Raw genomic sequence first — 16923 nt, 5'->3', positions numbered from 1 at the left:
ACGATGTCGTTTCATGGCTCCGGGGCCCACCGCATGGCGGCAAGGGCCACGGCCTCAGGATTCCTGCTGCACCTCGGTCAGGAAATCGAAGAGCACCACCGCTTGGTTGTGCACGGTGTCGCGGGCTCCGTAGACCAGCACGACGTCGTCTTCCTTCCGGGCGATCTCCAGCAGCCGCTCGGCACCCTCGGCGGCGGATCCCACCTCCAGCTCCTGGCGGTAGTGGTCGCTGAACTCGGTGAACCGCTCGGCCTTGTGGCGGAAGGCCACGCGCAGCTGGGGCGAGGGGGCCACGTCCTTGGCCCAGTCGTCGATCGCCGCTCGTTCCTTGCTCAGTCCCCGCGGCCAGAGCCGGTCCACCAGGACCCGGTAGCCGCCGTCGGCAGGTTCGTACGCACGCAACAATCGAAAACTTCCCATGCCTCAATTTTAGGCCTGTTTAGGCACTTCTTCCAGAGGAACGGCGTCTCTCGGCTTCGGCAGTGGATCCCTGGGTGAAGGCGTATTTTTGGATGGCAACCGCGGCCGCACCGGTGGCCCACTGGTCGAACTCCGGGGACAGGACCGCAATGCGCACCTCTGAGGCCTCGGGGTCCCGGTCCGCGGCCAACGCGGCGCGCACGGACTGCTCGTACCTGTTGAACAGCTCGATGCCTTCCCCACCCAGCACCACCACATTTACCATGGTCAGGTTCGCGGCGGCGGCAAGGAAACGCCCCAGTGCCAGCGCGGCGGCCTGAAGCACCGACTGGGCCACCTTGTTGCCCGCAGCGGCAAGCTCGAAGGCCTCCCCGTAGCCGACCTCGCGAAGCAGTGCAGTGGAAATCTGCGCACAGATGCTGGGAATCGTGAGCATCGCCGTGGAACAGCCGCGGTGGCCCTCCAGACACAGAGGTCCGTTCGGGTCGAGGGGGAAATGTCCGCCCAGCCCCAAACCCGTATCCCGGCCGCGCATTACCTGCTGGTGGATGGCCAACCCGTAGCCGACGCCCGCGCCAACGGTGATAACCGCAAAATCCGCTGCCTCGCGGCCCACGCCAAACCACTGCTCGGCGGCAACCAATGCCGTCACGTCGTTTTCGACCAACACCGGCAGCTCGGTGCGCTCTTGCAGCAGTTCGCCTAGCGGGACATTGCGCCAGCCCAGGAATGGGGCCCGTGCGATGACCGTTCCGTTGGAGACCTGGCCACCGATGGAAATGCCCACCCCCGAGAGCGGCCGACCGCCCAGCTCCCGGAGATCCCCAATCAGCCCCACCAAGACCTCAAGCACGTCCGCTACATCCCGGCTCGGCAGCTCGCGCGCGGCGCTGGCCCGGGACTTGGCACGCAGGTCGGTGAGCACCCCCTGTGCCATCTGGCCGGTGATCTTGATGCCGACAAAAAAGCTGGATTCCTGCCGTATATCGAGCAGCCGCACGGGGCGCCCCACGCTTCCGTCCAAGACCAGGTCGCTTTCGCCCACAATTCCCGCGTCCAGCAGCGGCTTGCTCAGCCGGGTCAGGCTGGCGGCACTGAGCTTCAGCCGCTGGGAGAGCTCACCGCGTGAACTGGGCCCATGAATTAAAATGGCCCGCGCAACTTCCAGCTCTGGTTCACTGAGCAGCGGCACCTTTGCGGCAGACGGCGCAGAAGTGCCGCAGCGCTTGGAGAATGACTCACTGCTTGTCGTGGCTTCGATTGACATGCGATCAGTTTATTTCATTTCGGTCATAAATATCGACCCAACCCGCCACGGATGAGCAGAAAGGGCAGCCGGAAGGTCCCCACCCATTGTGGATGTGGCGCTTGACACACTCATTAGTTTTGGAGTAAAAATATTCAATGACCTCAACAGCCCACCCCATCGCGCCATACCACCAGCTGCACCGCGGCGGTACCTCCGTTCTCATCGATGCAACCACCCCGGGGTTTCCAACGATCATCCACTGGGGCCCGGACACCGGCGAGCTCGATGAGAGCGAAATGCGGGATCTGGCGAGCGCGGCACGCCCGCAGCGCGTTTCTGGAGGGATCGACGAACCTGCCCGATTGGACATATTCCCGCAGGAACGTTTCGGATGGCAGCACGGCCCGGCGCTCGAAGGACACCGTACCTCCCGTTCGTGGTCCACCGCATTGGCCACCAGCGGGATTCGGTCAGACCAACATTCCCTGACCATCAGTGCCGCCGACCCAGTGGCCGGCCTCGAACTCGTTACCGAGCTTCGGCTCAGTGCCAACGGGGTGTTCTCCCAGCGGCACACCCTAAAGAACTCCGGCCCAGGAGCCTACCTGGTCAACAGGCTCGCGACCGTGTTCCCCCTGCCGCACACCGCAACCACTATCCAGGACAGCACCGGCCGCCATCTCAAGGAACGCAGCGCTCAGCGCCGCCCTCTGACGGTCGGCTCGCATGTGCGCGAATCCCGGCGCGGCCGCCCCGGCGCCGACGCCAGCCTTCTCATGCTGGTTGGAGAGGCGCATTTCGGACACCGCAAGGGTCTGGTCCACGGCGTTCATCTGGCCTGGAGCGGCAACCACAAGCTGAGCGCCGAACGGACCATCACTTCAGACAACTTCATCACCGGCGGGGAATTGCTGCTGCCAGGGGAACTGAACCTGGAACCGGGCTCCAGCTACAGCACCCCATGGGCCCTCGGCTCCTGGGGGCATGGAACCGACCAGCTGTCGGCCCGCTTCCACCGAGACCTGCGGGCCCGGCCGCAGCACCCCCGCAAGCCGCGGCCCGTCACCCTCAACACTTGGGAAGCGGTGTACTTCGACCACGACCTGCAGACCCTCAAGGAACTGGCCGACAGGGCCGCCACCGTGGGGGTCGAACGCTTCGTGCTCGACGACGGCTGGTTCAATGGTCGCCGCGACGACACCGCCGGACTCGGCGACTGGTTTGTCGACCCGGGCATCTGGCCGGAGGGCCTGTCCCCGCTTACCGACCATGTGACGGGGCTTGGCATGGAATTTGGCCTGTGGTTCGAGCCCGAAATGGTCAATCCGGACAGCGATCTGGCACGCAGCCATCCCGACTGGATCCTGCAGGATGCCGGCCGCTGGCCGGTGGCCGCGCGCCAGCAGCAGGTCCTCAACCTTTCACATCCCGATTGCTACGCCTACCTCCTGGAACGCATCGACAGCCTGCTCACGCAGTACCCCATCGGCTACATCAAATGGGACCACAACCGCGACCTGCTCGAGGCATCCCACGCGCACAGCGGAACCGCCGCGGTCCGCGAAACCACGCTTGCGCTCTACCGGCTGCTCGCCGAACTCAAAGCCCGGCACCCGGGACTTGAAATCGAAAGCTGCGCATCCGGCGGCGCCCGCGTCGACCTCGGCATCCTCGAACACACCGACCGCATCTGGACCTCCGACTGCATCGATCCGATCGAGCGCCTGGACAACCAGGAAAACACCAACCTGCTGATCCCCTACGAACTCATGGGTGCCCACATCGGCGGGCCCCGCTCCCACTCCACCGGGCGCAGGCACGACCTGGGCTTCATGGCACGCACCGCGATCTTCGGCCATTTTGGTATCGAATGGAACATCGCCCGGATCGACGATTCCCTGGGCACCGAGCTCGCACAGTGGGTGGACTTTCACAAGGAAAACCGCGCACTGTTCCACAGCGGGGACAGCGTCCACGCGGATCATCCCGACACCGCCATCGACATCCGCGGTGTGGTTGCCGCCGATGCCACGCGTGCCGTCTTCGCCTTCACACTGCGCGAGGCCTCGCTCACCTACCCGGCCGGACGTTTCACCCTGCCGGGATTGAACCCCGAGGCCAGGTATCGGGTGCGACTGAGCGAACCGCTGAACGATGCGGTGGGCAATGGCCAGTCCACGCTTTCCTGGACGCAAACCCCGCACGTCCTCAGCGGTGCCACCCTTGGAACGATGGGCCTGCAGTCCCCCGTCCTGTTCCCCGAGCAATCGGTACTGATCATGCTTGACCGGACCGATGGCTAAGGAGCAACCGTGAACACCAAAAAAACCCGCTCGAATACATGGCGACGCGTCGCCGGCGCCTGCCTGACGGTGGCGCTTGGAACCTCCCTGGCTGCCTGCGCCCCGGCAGACGAGGGCCGCGTGACGCTGGACTTCTTCCAGTTCAAACCCGAGGCCGTCACCGAATTCCAGGCCCTGGTCGCCGAATTCGAGACACGGAACCCGGATGTCGACGTGGTCATCAATGCCGTTCCCGACCCGGACACTGCCATCCGCACCCTGCTCGTCAAGGGCAAAACCCCCGACGTGCTCACGCTCAACGGCAACGGGAATTTCGCGGACCTGGCTGCGTCCTGCGTATTTGCGGACCTTTCGGCATTTCCCTCAGCCTCCCGGGTCAAACCCGAGGTCCAGGATATCCTCAACTCCTTGGGAACCTGCCACGGCAGCGAGACCAACGGCCTGCCCTTTGCAAACAACGCCAGCGCGATCCTTTACAACCCCGACATCTTCGCCGAATACAACGTCGAGGTTCCGAGTACCTGGGATGAGCTCATTGCCGCGGCGGAAACCTTCAAGGACAACGGGGTGGCGCCATTCCACCTGACGCTCAAGGATGCATGGACTGTCCTGCCCACCTATGTGAACCTTGCCGGAAATCTCAAACCGGCAGGATTCTTCGAAGACATCCGCTCAGCCTCGTGGAACCCGCAGACCGGGACACACGGTTTCGCAGCAGACGGGACGGAGGCCGCCGAGAAGCTCAAGCAGCTCTTCGGCTACCGCCAGCCCGGTGCCGACAGCGACGGCTACAACGACGGGAACGCCGCCTTCGCCGCGGGAAAATCGGCCATGTATCTTCAGGGCAGCTTCGCGATTCCCGCTATCAGGGCCGCAAACCCCGAGGCAAGGATCGCTTCGTTCCCGTACCCGACCACCAACGACCCGGCCGAAACAACCCTGGTCACGGGCGTCGACGTCACGCTTGCGATGGGACGAGACACCAAGCATCCGAAGGAGGCAGCGGCATTCATCGAGTTCCTGATGAGCAGCGAGGCGATGAAAAAGTACGCCGAGGCGCAATCCGCTCTCGTGCCGCTCAAGGATACCGGGTCCACAACGGATCCAGCCCTGGCCGGAGTCCAGGACATTTTCGAGGAGGGCAGGGTGATCGGCTATTTCGACCACCAGATCCCCACCAGCATTCCGTTCACTGCAATGTTGCAGCAGTTCATGCTTGACGGCGACACCGCTGCGTTCCTCGACCGGGCAGACCGCGAATTTGCGAAGGCCGCCGCCCGCACCTCAACGAAGAAAGGGGAATGACCATGGGCGCACCACGCCTCGCCACGGGCCCCACCAGGAACAAGCTGCGCAGTGAAACCGTGAATCGAACGTTCTACTGGATGGTGATCCCTGCCCTCCTGCTCTTCGTCGTGCTTCACACCATTCCGGCACTGACCGGAATCTTCTACAGCTTCACAAACTACGCGGGATACGGCGAATGGGATTTTGTCGGCATCGGGAACTACGTGAATCTATTCAGGGACGACAGGATACTTTCCTCATACGGGTTCACCTTCCTCTTCGCGGCCACCACCACGATCGTGGTGAACGTCGGCGCACTGTTCATTGCCCTGCTGCTGAATGCGAAAATCAAATTCCAGACGGCGTTCCGCGGAATCTTCTTCATCCCCAACGTGCTTTCGGTACTGATCGTCGGATACGTCTTCAATTACCTGCTCTCCAACAACCTTCCGCTCGTTGGACAGGCGTTGGGCATCGAGTGGCTTTCCTCTTCAATTCTCACAAACCCCGATCTTGCGTGGTTGGGCATCGTGGGGGTGACGGCCTGGCAGTCGATCGCCTTCAGTGTGATCATCTACCTGGCGGGACTGCAAACGGTTCCGGCGGAACTCTACGAAGCCGCAAGCATCGATGGGGCGACCCACTGGCGGCAATTCACCTCCATTACATTTCCCATGATTTCCGCGTTCTTCACGATCAACATGGTGCTCGCACTCAAGGGACTGCTGCAGGCCTTCGACCAGATCGTTGCACTGACAGGCGGCGGACCAGGCACCAGCACGGAATCGGTGGCCATGGTCATCTACCGGGGCGGATTCCAGGGCGGGGAATACGGCTACCAAATGGCCAACTCCGTTGTTTACCTGATCGTCATCGTGGTCCTTTCGCTGCTGCAGATGCGGACCCTACAACGCAAGGAAGCCGATTTCTCGTGAGTACACAAGCCATGACCAAGCATTCCGTGAGCGGCGAACCGGTTTCCAGCTCAACGTCACCGCACGGTCCGGTGAAGAAGCGAAGAATTTCCAATGTCAATGTTCCTGTCACCGTTCTGGTGGCCGTGCTCTCGCTGACAGTCCTCATACCGTTGTACTTCACCGTGGTAACCGCATTGAAGTCTCCGGACCAGCTCGGCGGAACCGGATTCGAGCTGCCCACCAGCCTCCACCCGGAGAACTTCTCCAAGGCCTGGGAGCTCACCAATTTCCCCAACGCGCTGCTGACCTCGGGAATCGTCACGGCTGCGGCCGTGGTCCTGACGATCATCACCAATTCCATGGTTGCGTACTCCGTCGCCCGAAACATGCACCGGCCGTTCTTCAAGGCCCTGTACTACTTCTTTATCGCCGCACTCTTTGTTCCCTTCCCCATCATCATGCTGCCGGTGACCAAGGAAACCGCACTGCTGGGCCTCGACAATCCGGTCGGCTTGTTCCTCCTATATACCGTGTACGGGCTCAGCTTCAACGTCTTCGTCTACACGGCGTTCATCAAGTCGATCCCGCCGGAACTCGAGGAGGCGGCAATCATGGACGGTGCCAGCCACTGGACGACCTTTTGGAAAGTCATCTTCCCGCTGTTGACCCCCATGAATGCGACCGTCGGAATCCTCACCTGCCTCTGGGCCTGGAACGACTTCCTGTTGCCCTTGGTGATCCTTTCCGATCCCGCCACCCGCACCCTCCCCCTGGTCCAGTACATTTTCCAGAGCCAATTCAATACCGACTATTCCACCGCTTTCGCCTCGTACCTGATGGCGATGGCACCACTACTCCTGGTCTACCTATTTGCACAACGCTGGGTTATTTCCGGTGTCATGAGAGGATCCATCAAATAATGAACGAACACGTTGCAACCGCCGCACTAGACGCCAATTGGTGGCGCCAGGCCGCCGTCTACCAGATCTACCCGCGCAGCTTCGCCGACGCCACCGGCGACGGACTGGGCGATTTGCCCGGGGTGACCTCGCGCATGGGCTATCTCGCGGAGCTGGGCATCGACGCCATCTGGCTCTCGCCGTTCTACCCCTCTGCCCTGGCCGACGGCGGGTACGACGTGGACGACTACCGCAACGTGGACCCGCGACTGGGGACCCTGGAGGACTTCGACGCCATGGTCGCGGCCGCCCATGCTGCCAACATCAAGGTCATCGCCGACGTGGTGCCCAACCATTCCTCCAACCGCCACGAGTGGTTCACCGCCGCCCTTGCGGCAGCCCCCGGCTCCCCCGAACGGGCCCGCTACCACTTCCTCGACGGACTGGGTGAGAACGGCGAACTTCCGCCCTCGGACTGGCCTTCGCACTTCGGCGGGCCGGCCTGGACCCGGGTCACCGAAACCACCGGGGCCAACGCCGGGGCGCCGGGGCAGTGGTACCTGCACCTGTTCGCCTCCGAACAGCCGGACCTGAACTGGGACAACCCGGAGGTGCGCGAGGACTTCCACACCACGCTGCGCTTTTGGGCGGACCGCGGCGTGGATGGCTTCCGCGTCGACGTGGCGCACGCGCTGGCCAAGGACATGACCCTGCCGCTGCGCTCCAAGCCCTCGCTGGAGATCACGGTCGACGACGGCACCGACGCGCTCTTTGACCGCGACGAGGTCCACGAGATCTTCGCCGGCTGGCGCGAGGTGCTCAACGAATACGACCCGCCGCGCATCGCCGTGGCCGAGGCCTGGGTGCCTTTCACCCACCGGCGCCTGCTGTACGCACGGCCCAGCGGGCTCGGGCAGGCGTTCAACTTTGACCTTTTGCAGGCGCCCTTCGCGGCCGCCGAGTTCCGCGACATCGTGGCCCGCTGCCTGGAGGAGGCCCAGGCCTCCGGCGCATCCTCCACCTGGGTGTTCTCCAACCACGACGTGGTGCGCCACGCCTCGCGCTACTCCCTGCCCGACGGCACCGACGCCGCAGCCCAGGACGCATGGCTGCTCTCCGGCGGCCGGGAACCCGCGGCCGACCAGGCACGCGGGCTACGCCGGGCCCGGGCCGCCACGCTGTTCATGCTGGGGCTGCCCGGCTCCGCCTACCTATACCAGGGCGAGGAACTTGGGCTCTTCGAGGCCGCCGATCTGCCGCTGGATGCGCTGCAGGACCCCACCTGGTTCCGCACCGGAAAGAGGTCCAAGGGCCGCGACGGCTGCCGTGTGCCGCTTCCCTGGAACTCCGCCGCGGAGCACCTCGGGTTCGGCGGTGTGCCGTGGCTGCCGCAGCCCGGGTGGTTTGCCGCCCACGCCGTCGACGCCCAGGACTGCGTGCAGGATTCCACCCTGGAGTTCTACCGCAGCGCGCTGGCCTGGCGCCGCACCCTGCAAACCACCGAGGCCCTGCACTGGGTTTCGGCGCCCGATGCCAGGCTCGCGCACTACCGCCGGCCCAACGGCTGGGAGGTGCTCACCAACTTCGACACCGCGCCGGTGGACCTGCCCGCCGGGCTCGACGCGGCGCGGATCGTCGTTGCAAGCGGCGCAATCACGCGGGGCCAGGCACTCGTTCCGGGGGAAACCACCCTCTGGATCGCCCCGTAACGCACGGCGGCGGGCTCCCGGCCGTTCCCGAACAGGCGCAGCGGGGCCGCACGCGGCAGCTGCCGCGTGCGCCCCCGCTGCGCCTGTGGCGGGCATCAACATGGCACGACTGGGGGTAATGCCCGCAATCATGGGAGAATGGGCAGCATGGCTGAAGACACCTTGGGCACAGACACGCCCGTCATCGTTTCCGTTCCCGACAAGCCCGTTCTTGAGGGCCTGGAGGAACGCCTTGGCGCCCGCTGGCGCGAACAAGGCACCTACAAATTCAACGCAGAGACCACGCGCGAGCAGGTCTACTCGATCGACACTCCCCCGCCGACGGCCTCGGGCTCGCTGCACGTGGGACACATGTTCTCCTACACGCAGACCGACGTGCTGGCCCGATACCAGCGCATGCGCGGCAAGAACGTGTTCTACCCGATGGGCTGGGACGACAACGGCCTGCCCACCGAGCGCCGCGTGCAGAACTACTACGGCGTGCGCTGCGACCCGACCCACTCCTACATCGAGGGCTACCGTCCCCCGGCGACCCCGGCGAAGAACCAGCGCGACTGGGACGTCGTGAGCCGCAAGAACTTCATCGAGCTCTGCGAGGAACTCGCGGTCGAGGACGAGAAGGTCTTCGAGCACCTCTTCTCCACCCTGGGCCTGTCCGTGGACTGGGACCTGACCTACCGCACCATCGACGACGTGTCCCGTGCCGTCTCGCAGCGCGGCTTCCTGGCCAACCTGAACGCCGGCGATGCGTACATGGCCGAGGCTCCCACCCTCTGGGACGTCACCTTCCGCACCGCCGTGGCCCAGGCCGAGCTCGAGGACCGGGAAATGCCCGGCGCCTACTACCGCTACCCGTTCACCGCCGAGGACGGCACCCAGGTCTTCATCGAGACCACCCGCCCCGAGCTGCTGGCGGCCTGTGCCGGACTGGTCGCGAATCCCGAGGACGAACGCTACAAGCCGCTCTTCGGCAAGACCGTCACCTCCCCGCTGTTCGATGTGCCCGTCACTGTCTACCCGCACGCCCTGGCCAAGATCGACAAGGGCTCGGGCATCGCGATGGTGTGCACCTTCGGCGACTTGAACGACGTGACCTGGTGGCGCGAACTGCAGCTGCCCACCCGCACCATCATCGGCCGCGACGGCCGCGTCATCGCCGAGACCCCGGAGTGGATCACCACGCAGGCCGGGGCCGAGGCCTACGCCGCGATCGCCGGCAAGACGGTGTTCTCCGCCAAGGAGGGCGTCGTTGAGCTGCTTTCCGCCGCGAACCTGCTCGACGGTGAGCCGAAGAAGATCACCCACCCGGTGAACTTCTTCGAAAAAGGCGACAAGCCCCTGGAGATCATCTCCTCGCGCCAGTGGTACATCCGCAACGGCGGGCGCGACGAGGCACGCCGCACGCGCCTGATCGAGCGCGGCAAGCAGATCGAGTTCCACCCCGCGTTCATGCGCTCGCGCTACGAGAACTGGATCTCGGGGCTGAACGGCGACTGGCTGGTCTCCCGCCAGCGCTTCTTCGGCGTCCCGGTTCCCGTCTGGTACCCGCTGGATGCCTCCGGCGAGCCCGACTACGAGCACCCGATCCTGCCCACCGATGAGATGCTGCCGGTCGACCCGGCGGCGGACACCGCCCCGGGCTACGAGGAAGCGGCGCGCAACACCCCCGGCGGCTTCATCGGGGATGCCGATGTGCTCGACACCTGGGCCACCAGCTCACTGACCCCGCAGATCGTGGGCCGCTGGAGCCGCGATGAGGACTTCTTCAACAAGGTCTTCCCGTTCGACCTGCGCCCGCAGGGCCACGACATCATCCGCACCTGGCTCTTCTCCTCCACCGTGCGCGCCGACGCGCTGCACGACGTCGCCCCGTGGAAGCACGCGGCGATCTCCGGCTGGATCCTTGACCCGGACCGCAAGAAGATGTCCAAGTCCAAGGGCAACGTCGTGGTTCCCACCGACGTGCTCAACGACTACGGCTCCGACGCCGTGCGCTACTGGGCCGCCAGCGCCAAGCTGGGTGCCGACACCGCGTACGAGATCAACCAGATGAAGATCGGCCGCCGCCTGGCGATCAAGATCCTCAACGCCTCGAAGTTCGTGCTGAACCTCGGCGCCACCGAAGCCAACGTCATCTCCGGGGACGCCGCGGTGGTCACCAACGGCCTGGACAAGTCCGTGCTGGCCCGCCTGTCCCAGGTCATCGACGACGCCACCCGCGCCTTCGATGCCTATGACTACGCCCGCGCGCTGGACATCACCGAGTCGTTCTTCTGGTCGTTCACCGACGACTACGTCGAGCTGATCAAGGACCGTGCCTACGGTGCCCGCGGCGAGGCCGAGCAGGCCTCGGTGCTGACCACCCTGGCCACCACGCTGGATGCGGTTCTGCGCTTGTTCGCCCCGTTCCTGCCGTTCGCGACCGAAGAGGTCTGGGGCTGGTGGCGTGCCGGTTCGGTGCACACCGCGCAGTGGCCCGGAACGGCCCACCTGGCCGGTGCCATCGAGGGCGCCAACACCGCGGTGCTCCCGGTGGTCGGCGAGGCGCTGTCGGGCATCCGCAAGGCCAAGTCCGAGGCCAAGGTCAAGCAGCGCACCGAGGTGCTCTCCGGGGTGATCTCCGCACCGGAGGCCACCCTGGAGCTGCTGCGGGCCGGGCTGGGCGACCTGCTCGCCGCCGGCAACGCACACGATGTGGAGCTGGTGGCCGCCGAGGGCGACCTGGTCGTCAGCGACGTGGTGCTGGCCCCGGCCGAGGACACCGTCCAGGCCTAGCAAGCGTCCGTTGCCGCGACAGGCAACACACAACGAGGGCGTCGTTCCCATCCCCGCGGGGAGTGGAACGGCGCCCTCGTCGTATCATCCGTCGAAGCAGCGCTTCCCCTGCGTTCGGTCACGCCAGCTGGTGGCGGACAGAGGGGAAGCCCCTTCGGCTGACAAAACTACTGTCGGAGGGGCTTCGACTCGGTGTTGGTTCTCGTACAGCGTTGACTTTGAGAACCGGACAAAATCCTCGTTGCGCGGGTCTTGCTGCATCGCTGTTACAGCCGGGCTAGAAGAGATTCCAATAGTCCGTCACCACGAATTCGGTTTTTGTTCGGCATCATTCCGGTAGTGATGCGTATCTCTTTTATACGCGCCGGCCCCTTAACGGGCAAGGGGCCCGGGAAAACTCTGTGGTTTTCCCGGGCCCCTCGCATCGAATGTTGGCGCTTTAGGCCATTGACACGTTTTTGCCGCCGGCCGCTTCGAGGTCAAACTGCGGGTTTTCGGTCCGGGACCGCTTGATCTCGAAGAAGTACGGGAACGAGGCCAGGGTGACCGCGGCGTCAAAGAGCTTTCCGGCCTCCTCGCCCACGGGGATCCGGGTGATGACCGGTCCGAAGAATGCGGTGCCGTTCAGTGCGATGACGGGGGTGCCGACGTCCTGGCCCACGCGGGAAATCCCGTCGTTGTGGCTGGCCTTGAGTGCCTCGTCGAACTCGGTGCCGGTGGCGGCGTCGGCCAGTTCCGGCTCGAGTCCGGCCGTGGCCAGGGCGCGGGAAATGACCTCGCTGTAGTCTTCGACCTTTTCGTAGTGCAGCAGCTCGCCCATGGCAGTGTAGAGATCGCCCAGCACCGCGTCGCCGTGCTTCTGTGCGGCAGCGATCAGCACGCGCACCGGTCCCCAGCCCTTGGCCACGAATTCGCGGTAGTGCTCGCTCAGGTCCTCACGGCCGTCGTTGAGCACCGAGAGCGACATGACGTGCCACGCCACCTCGATGTCGCGCACCTTCTCGACCTCGAGCACCCAACGGGACGTCGCCCAGGCAAAGGGGCAGGCCGGATCGAACCAAAAATCAACGTGCGTCTTCTCGGACAACGTACTTCTCCTTCAGTTGGATAACAGGGCAATCGGGACGCCGCGCTTCACGGTGGCGTCCAACTGCATGGCTAGGCGGACTTCTTGCCGCGTTTGTCGGCGACCTGCGCGGAGATCAAGGTGGGTTCGGCCCCGTTGAGCACCACGTCGGCGGTGATGACGACCTCGGCGACATCGTCGCGGCTCGGCATCTCGAACATGGTGGAGCTCAGGGTTTCTTCCAGGATGGCGCGCAGCCCGCGGGCACCGGTGTCCCGGGCAAGTGCGAGGTCCGCAATGGCCTCCAGCGCGCCCAGCTCGAAGGACAATTCCACCCCGTCCATGCGGAACATCTTCTGGTACTGCTTGATCAGCGCGTTCTTCGGCTCGGACAAGATCTTGATCAGCGCCTCGCGGTCGAGCTTTTCCACGGTGCTGATCACCGGCAGGCGGCCGATGAACTCGGGAATGAGCCCGAACTTCAGCAGGTCCTCGGGACGCACATCCGAGTAGGAGGCTTCCTCGGACTTCAGTGCCGAGAGCGGGGCGCCGAATCCGATGCCCTTGCGTCCGGCGCGGGAGGAAATGATTTCCTCGAGCCCGGCGAAGGCGCCGGCGACGATGAACAGCACATTGGTGGTGTCCAGCTGGATGAACTCCTGGTGCGGGTGCTTGCGTCCGCCCTGCGGCGGTACCGCGGCGACCGTGCCCTCGAGGATCTTGAGCAGCGCCTGCTGCACGCCCTCGCCCGAGACATCCCGGGTGATCGAGGGGTTTTCGCTCTTGCGGGAGATCTTGTCGATCTCGTCGATGTAGATGATGCCTTGCTCGGCCTTCTTGACGTCGTAGTCGGCGGCCTGGATGAGCTTGAGCAGGATGTTCTCGACGTCCTCTCCCACGTAGCCGGCCTCGGTGAGCGCGGTGGCATCGGCGACGGCGAAGGGGACGTTCAGGCGGCGGGCCAGCGTCTGGGCCAGGTAGGTCTTGCCGCAGCCGGTGGGGCCGATCAGCAGGATGTTGGACTTGGCCACCTCGACCTCGTCGAGGGAGTTGGCGTCGGAGAGCGTCGAGACGGACTTGGCCGCGGCCCCGCCCTGGATGCGCTTGTAGTGGTTGTAGACCGCCACCGCGAGCGAGCGCTTGGCGCCCTCCTGCCCGATGACGTATTCCTGCAGCGAGTCGAAGATTTCCTTCGGCTTGGGCAGCTCGAAGGCAACGCCCTCTTCGACCTCGGCGAGCTCTTCCTCGATGATCTCGTTGCAGAGCTCGATGCATTCGGTGCAGATGTAGACGCCGTGGCCGGCGATCAGTTTGCGAACCTGCTTCTGGCTCTTGCCGCAGAAGGAACACTTGAGCAGATCAGACCCTTCACCCATGCGTGCCATCGTGTTGGTCCCCTATCTGGTACCGGTAAGACCGGCCCGAGAGACCGGAAGTGCTTAACTGTCTTAACTCTATGACAGAGCGCCGTCAGAATGGACGAACGGGCGGCCCTTGGTGCGCATATTTCGCGCCGCGACGCGGGCCGCCCGTTCGTCAAGTCCCGTCTTTAGCGGGTGATGGTGCCCTGGGGCTTGATCTTGCGCGGGGACAGGACCTCGTCGATCAGGCCGTATTCCTTGGCCTCGGCCGCGGTCATGTACAGGTCGCGCTCGATGTCGTTGCCGACCTCTTCCGCGGTCTTGTTGCTGTGCCCGGCGAGCGTGTTTTCCAGCCAGGAGCGCATGCGCATGACCTCTTCGGCCTGGATCTGCAGGTCCGAGGCGGTGCCGCGTTCGCCGCCGCCCATGGCCGGCTGGTGGATCAGCACGCGGGCATTGGGCAGCGCCAGGCGCTTGCCCGGGGTTCCGCCGGCAAGCAGCACCGCAGCGGCGCTGGCTGCCTGGCCCAGGCACACGGTCTGGACCTCGGGGCGGATGAACTGCATGGTGTCGTAGATCGCGGTCATCGCGGTGAAGGAACCACCGGGCGAGTTGATGTACAAGGTGATGTCGCGTTCCGGGTCCATGGACTCGAGGACCAGCAGCTGCGCCATGACATCGTCGGCCGATGCGTCGTCCACCTGTGTGCCAAGGAAGATGATGCGGTCTTCGAAGAGCTTCGCGTACGGGTCCTGGCGCTTGAACCCGTACGGGGTGCGCTCTTCGAACTGCGGAAGGATGTAGCGTGCCGAGGGCGTTTCGCCGGAGGTGGCATGCGGGGTGAAATTCATCGTTTCTCCTGGGAAATCAGTTAGGTCTGCCGGGTTCCGTCGCGTTACTTCGCGACCCCGCCGCCACCGGAGACGATGCCGGAGGACTGGGCGATGTGGTCAAAGAAGCCGTACTCGAGGCCTTCAGCGGCGGTGAACCACTTGTCGCGCTCGTTGTCCTTGAGGATGGTCTCAACGGTCTGGCCGGTCTGCTGCGCGGTCAGCTCGCTCATGACCTTCTTCATGTGAAGGATCAGTTCGGCCTGGATGCGGATGTCCGAGGCGGTGCCGCCGATGCCGCCGGAAGGCTGGTGCATCAGGATGCGGGCGTTCGGGGTTGCGTAACGCTTGCCCGGGGTGCCGGAAGACAGCAGGAACTGGCCCATGGAAGCTGCCAGGCCGGTGGCGACGGTGACGACATCGTTGGGGATGTACTGCATGGTGTCGTAGATGGCCATGCCGGCGGTGATCGATCCACCCGGGGAGTTGATGTACAGCCAGATGTCCTTGTCCGAGTCCTCGGCCGAGAGCAGGAGCAGCTGGGAGCAGATGGCGTTTGCGTTCGCATCGCTCACCTCGGTGCCGAGCCAGATGATGCGCTCCTTGAGGAGCCGGTTGTAGATGTAGTCCTCACGCTGGGCCGGATCTACCGAAGCCATTGTGGGAGTGCGGGAGTCACTGGACATGTTCTGATACCTCTCCGTGATGCCGTGGCCCGATGTTCTGTCCGTCGGGCCATTGGCTCTTTACTTCCTTGAACATTACTGCCTTGGCCAGTGACTTTGGCAGTGCAGGGGCAACTGTTCGCTGTCGGCGCATGGTCGCCGCCGCAGGCATCGCCGTCGGCTTAAAAGAGGGGTTAAAACACGCGTGGAGCCACCCTTGACGGGTGGCTCCACGCGTGGAAGTCAATGCCGCACGAGGCGGCGCCGGACTACTTGGCCGATGCTGCCGAAGCCGACGAGGCCGAGGAAGCGGACGATGCGGAAGAGGCCGACGATGCGGACTCGCCCTCTTCTTCACCCTCGGCGCTGACGAACGAGGACAGGTCCACGACGTTGCCGTTGGTGTCGGTGACGACAGCCAGCTCCAGGACCTTTGCAAGTGCCTTGCGGCGGCGGACTTCGCCAACCAGCATCGGGACCTGGCCGGCGCCGTCGAGCATCTGCGCGAACTGGTTCGGGTCCATGCCGTACTGGCCGGCGGTCTGGACGATGTAGTCGATCAGTTCGGACTGGGCAACGCCAATCTTCTCTGCTTCGGCCACGGCGTCGAGCACGATCTCGTTCTTGAAGGCCTTGGCGGTGTTCTCGCTGACCTCTGCACGGTGCTCTTCGGTGTCGTGCTCTTCACCTTCGGTGTGCGAGCCCTGCTCGAAGTGCTGCTCAACCTGCTCGGTGATGACGGATTCCGGAACCGGAACCTCGACGAGCTCCATGAGCTTGTCCAGGACCAGGTCGCGGGCGGCGACGCCCTGCTCCATGACCTTGGACTCGGCTGCGTCCTTCGCGAGGGATTCGCGCAGCTCGTCCATGGTGTCGAATTCGGAAGCCAACTGGGCAAAGTCGTCGTTGGCCTCGGGAAGCTCGCGCTCCTTGACGGCGGTGACGGTGACCTTGACCTGTGCGGCGGCACCTGCGTGCTCACCGCCGGCCAGCTTGGTCTCAAAGGTGGCGTCTTCGCCTGCGGACAGGCCGGTGACCGCCTCGTCCATGCCCTCGAGCATGGTGCCGGTGCCAACCTGGTAGGACAGGCCGGTGGCCGAGTCGACCTCTTCACCGTCGACCGAAGCGGTCAGGTCAAGGGTGATGAAGTCCTGGTCGGCGGCCGGGCGCTCGATGGCCTTGAGCGTGCCGAAGCGGCCGCGCAGGTCATCCAGTGCCTTCTCGATGTCGGCTTCGCCGGCTTCGGTGGCGTCAACGGTGACTTCCAGGCCCTTGTACTCCGGCAGTTCGATGCTCGGGCGGATGTCGATCTCGACCTGGAAGGCCAGCTGGCCTTCACCTTCGGTCTCGGCCGACGGGGTCTCGGTGATTTCCACCTCGGGGCGCGAGAGCGGAACGATGTCGTTCTCGGTCACGGCGGCCTGGTAGTAGGTGTTCATGCC

General features: G+C 64.6%; 13 protein-coding genes. 6 read left to right on the top strand and 7 right to left on the bottom strand.

What is annotated here, in order from left to right:
- Window positions 1-54: 54 nt before the first annotated feature.
- Both BLJ79_RS19395 and BLJ79_RS19390 read right to left on the bottom strand, forming a co-directional pair.
- Window positions 55-420, bottom strand: coding sequence for a DUF488 domain-containing protein (locus BLJ79_RS19395; protein ID WP_071216428.1), 366 nt, complete (start codon window positions 418-420; stop codon window positions 55-57).
- A gap of 19 nt (window positions 421-439) precedes the next feature.
- Entirely contained in the window at window positions 440-1687 is a 1248-nt protein-coding gene (locus BLJ79_RS19390; protein WP_083411486.1) for an ROK family transcriptional regulator, read from the bottom strand.
- Window positions 1688-1824: 137 nt separating this feature from the next.
- Here BLJ79_RS19390 and BLJ79_RS19385 point away from each other — a divergent pair, with 137 nt between their 5' ends.
- The 6 genes from BLJ79_RS19385 (at window position 1825) to valS (ending at window position 11559) form a co-directional block, all read left to right on the top strand.
- On the top strand, window positions 1825-3972 hold the full coding sequence (locus BLJ79_RS19385) for an alpha-galactosidase (protein ID WP_071216427.1): 2148 nt from the start codon (window positions 1825-1827) through the stop codon (window positions 3970-3972).
- A 9-nt stretch (window positions 3973-3981) separates the two neighbouring features.
- A complete protein-coding gene (locus tag BLJ79_RS19380) occupies window positions 3982-5277 on the top strand; it encodes an ABC transporter substrate-binding protein (RefSeq protein WP_071216426.1) in 1296 nt (431 codons plus the stop codon).
- A gap of 2 nt (window positions 5278-5279) precedes the next feature.
- Window positions 5280-6194 (top strand): carbohydrate ABC transporter permease, encoded by a 915-nt coding sequence (locus tag BLJ79_RS19375; RefSeq protein WP_083411496.1) that lies wholly within the window; start codon window positions 5280-5282, stop codon window positions 6192-6194.
- A complete protein-coding gene (locus tag BLJ79_RS19370; protein ID WP_286135622.1) occupies window positions 6191-7096 on the top strand; it encodes a carbohydrate ABC transporter permease in 906 nt (301 codons plus the stop codon). The genes BLJ79_RS19375 and BLJ79_RS19370 overlap by 4 nt, the downstream gene beginning before the upstream one ends.
- A complete protein-coding gene (locus BLJ79_RS19365; RefSeq protein ID WP_071216424.1) occupies window positions 7096-8784 on the top strand; it encodes a glycoside hydrolase family 13 protein in 1689 nt (562 codons plus the stop codon). The genes BLJ79_RS19370 and BLJ79_RS19365 overlap by 1 nt, the downstream gene beginning before the upstream one ends.
- A 147-nt stretch (window positions 8785-8931) precedes the next feature.
- On the top strand, window positions 8932-11559 hold the full coding sequence (gene valS, locus BLJ79_RS19360) for a valine--tRNA ligase (protein ID WP_071216503.1): 2628 nt from the start codon (window positions 8932-8934) through the stop codon (window positions 11557-11559).
- A 439-nt stretch (window positions 11560-11998) separates the two neighbouring features.
- Here the strand turns inward: valS and BLJ79_RS19355 are convergent, their stop codons facing one another.
- The 5 genes from BLJ79_RS19355 to tig all read right to left on the bottom strand — a co-directional run.
- Entirely contained in the window at window positions 11999-12646 is a 648-nt protein-coding gene (locus tag BLJ79_RS19355; RefSeq protein ID WP_071216423.1) for a mycothiol-dependent nitroreductase Rv2466c family protein, read from the bottom strand.
- 71 nt (window positions 12647-12717) lie between these two features.
- Complete coding sequence (clpX, locus tag BLJ79_RS19350) at window positions 12718-14010, bottom strand: ATP-dependent Clp protease ATP-binding subunit ClpX (protein ID WP_071216422.1); 1293 nt, start codon at window positions 14008-14010, stop codon at window positions 12718-12720.
- 164 nt (window positions 14011-14174) lie between these two features.
- Window positions 14175-14837 carry an ATP-dependent Clp protease proteolytic subunit gene (locus tag BLJ79_RS19345; RefSeq protein ID WP_071216421.1) on the bottom strand — a complete coding sequence of 221 codons (663 nt, stop codon included), beginning with the start codon at window positions 14835-14837 and terminating at the stop codon, window positions 14175-14177.
- Between the two features lie 44 nt (window positions 14838-14881).
- Complete coding sequence (locus BLJ79_RS19340; protein ID WP_071216420.1) at window positions 14882-15475, bottom strand: ATP-dependent Clp protease proteolytic subunit; 594 nt, start codon at window positions 15473-15475, stop codon at window positions 14882-14884.
- 275 nt (window positions 15476-15750) lie between these two features.
- A partial coding sequence (gene tig, locus BLJ79_RS19335) for a trigger factor (RefSeq protein WP_071216419.1) occupies window positions 15751-16923 on the bottom strand: 1173 nt, incomplete at its 5' end.

Source organism: Arthrobacter sp. UCD-GKA (assembly GCF_001863355.1).
GTDB lineage: Bacteria > Actinomycetota > Actinomycetes > Actinomycetales > Micrococcaceae > Paeniglutamicibacter.
The sequence above is the reverse complement of the archived record's forward strand: the minus strand, read 5'-3'. Positions and strand labels throughout refer to the sequence as shown.

Bases quoted from the DNA above. Each gene is read 5' to 3' on its own strand.
- BLJ79_RS19395 (WP_071216428.1), bottom strand. From the start codon at position 420: ATGGGAAGTTTTCGATTGTTGCGTGCGTACGAACCTGCCGACGGCGGC.
- BLJ79_RS19390 (WP_083411486.1), bottom strand. From the start codon at position 1,687: ATGTCAATCGAAGCCACGACAAGCAGTGAGTCATTCTCCAAGCGCTGC.
- BLJ79_RS19385 (WP_071216427.1), top strand. From the start codon at position 1,825: ATGACCTCAACAGCCCACCCCATCGCGCCATACCACCAGCTGCACCGC.
- BLJ79_RS19375 (WP_083411496.1), top strand. From the start codon at position 5,280: ATGGGCGCACCACGCCTCGCCACGGGCCCCACCAGGAACAAGCTGCGC.
- BLJ79_RS19365 (WP_071216424.1), top strand. From the start codon at position 7,096: ATGAACGAACACGTTGCAACCGCCGCACTAGACGCCAATTGGTGGCGC.
- valS (WP_071216503.1), top strand. From the start codon at position 8,932: ATGGCTGAAGACACCTTGGGCACAGACACGCCCGTCATCGTTTCCGTT.
- clpX (WP_071216422.1), bottom strand. From the start codon at position 14,010: ATGGCACGCATGGGTGAAGGGTCTGATCTGCTCAAGTGTTCCTTCTGC.
- BLJ79_RS19345 (WP_071216421.1), bottom strand. From the start codon at position 14,837: ATGAATTTCACCCCGCATGCCACCTCCGGCGAAACGCCCTCGGCACGC.
- BLJ79_RS19340 (WP_071216420.1), bottom strand. From the start codon at position 15,475: ATGGCTTCGGTAGATCCGGCCCAGCGTGAGGACTACATCTACAACCGG.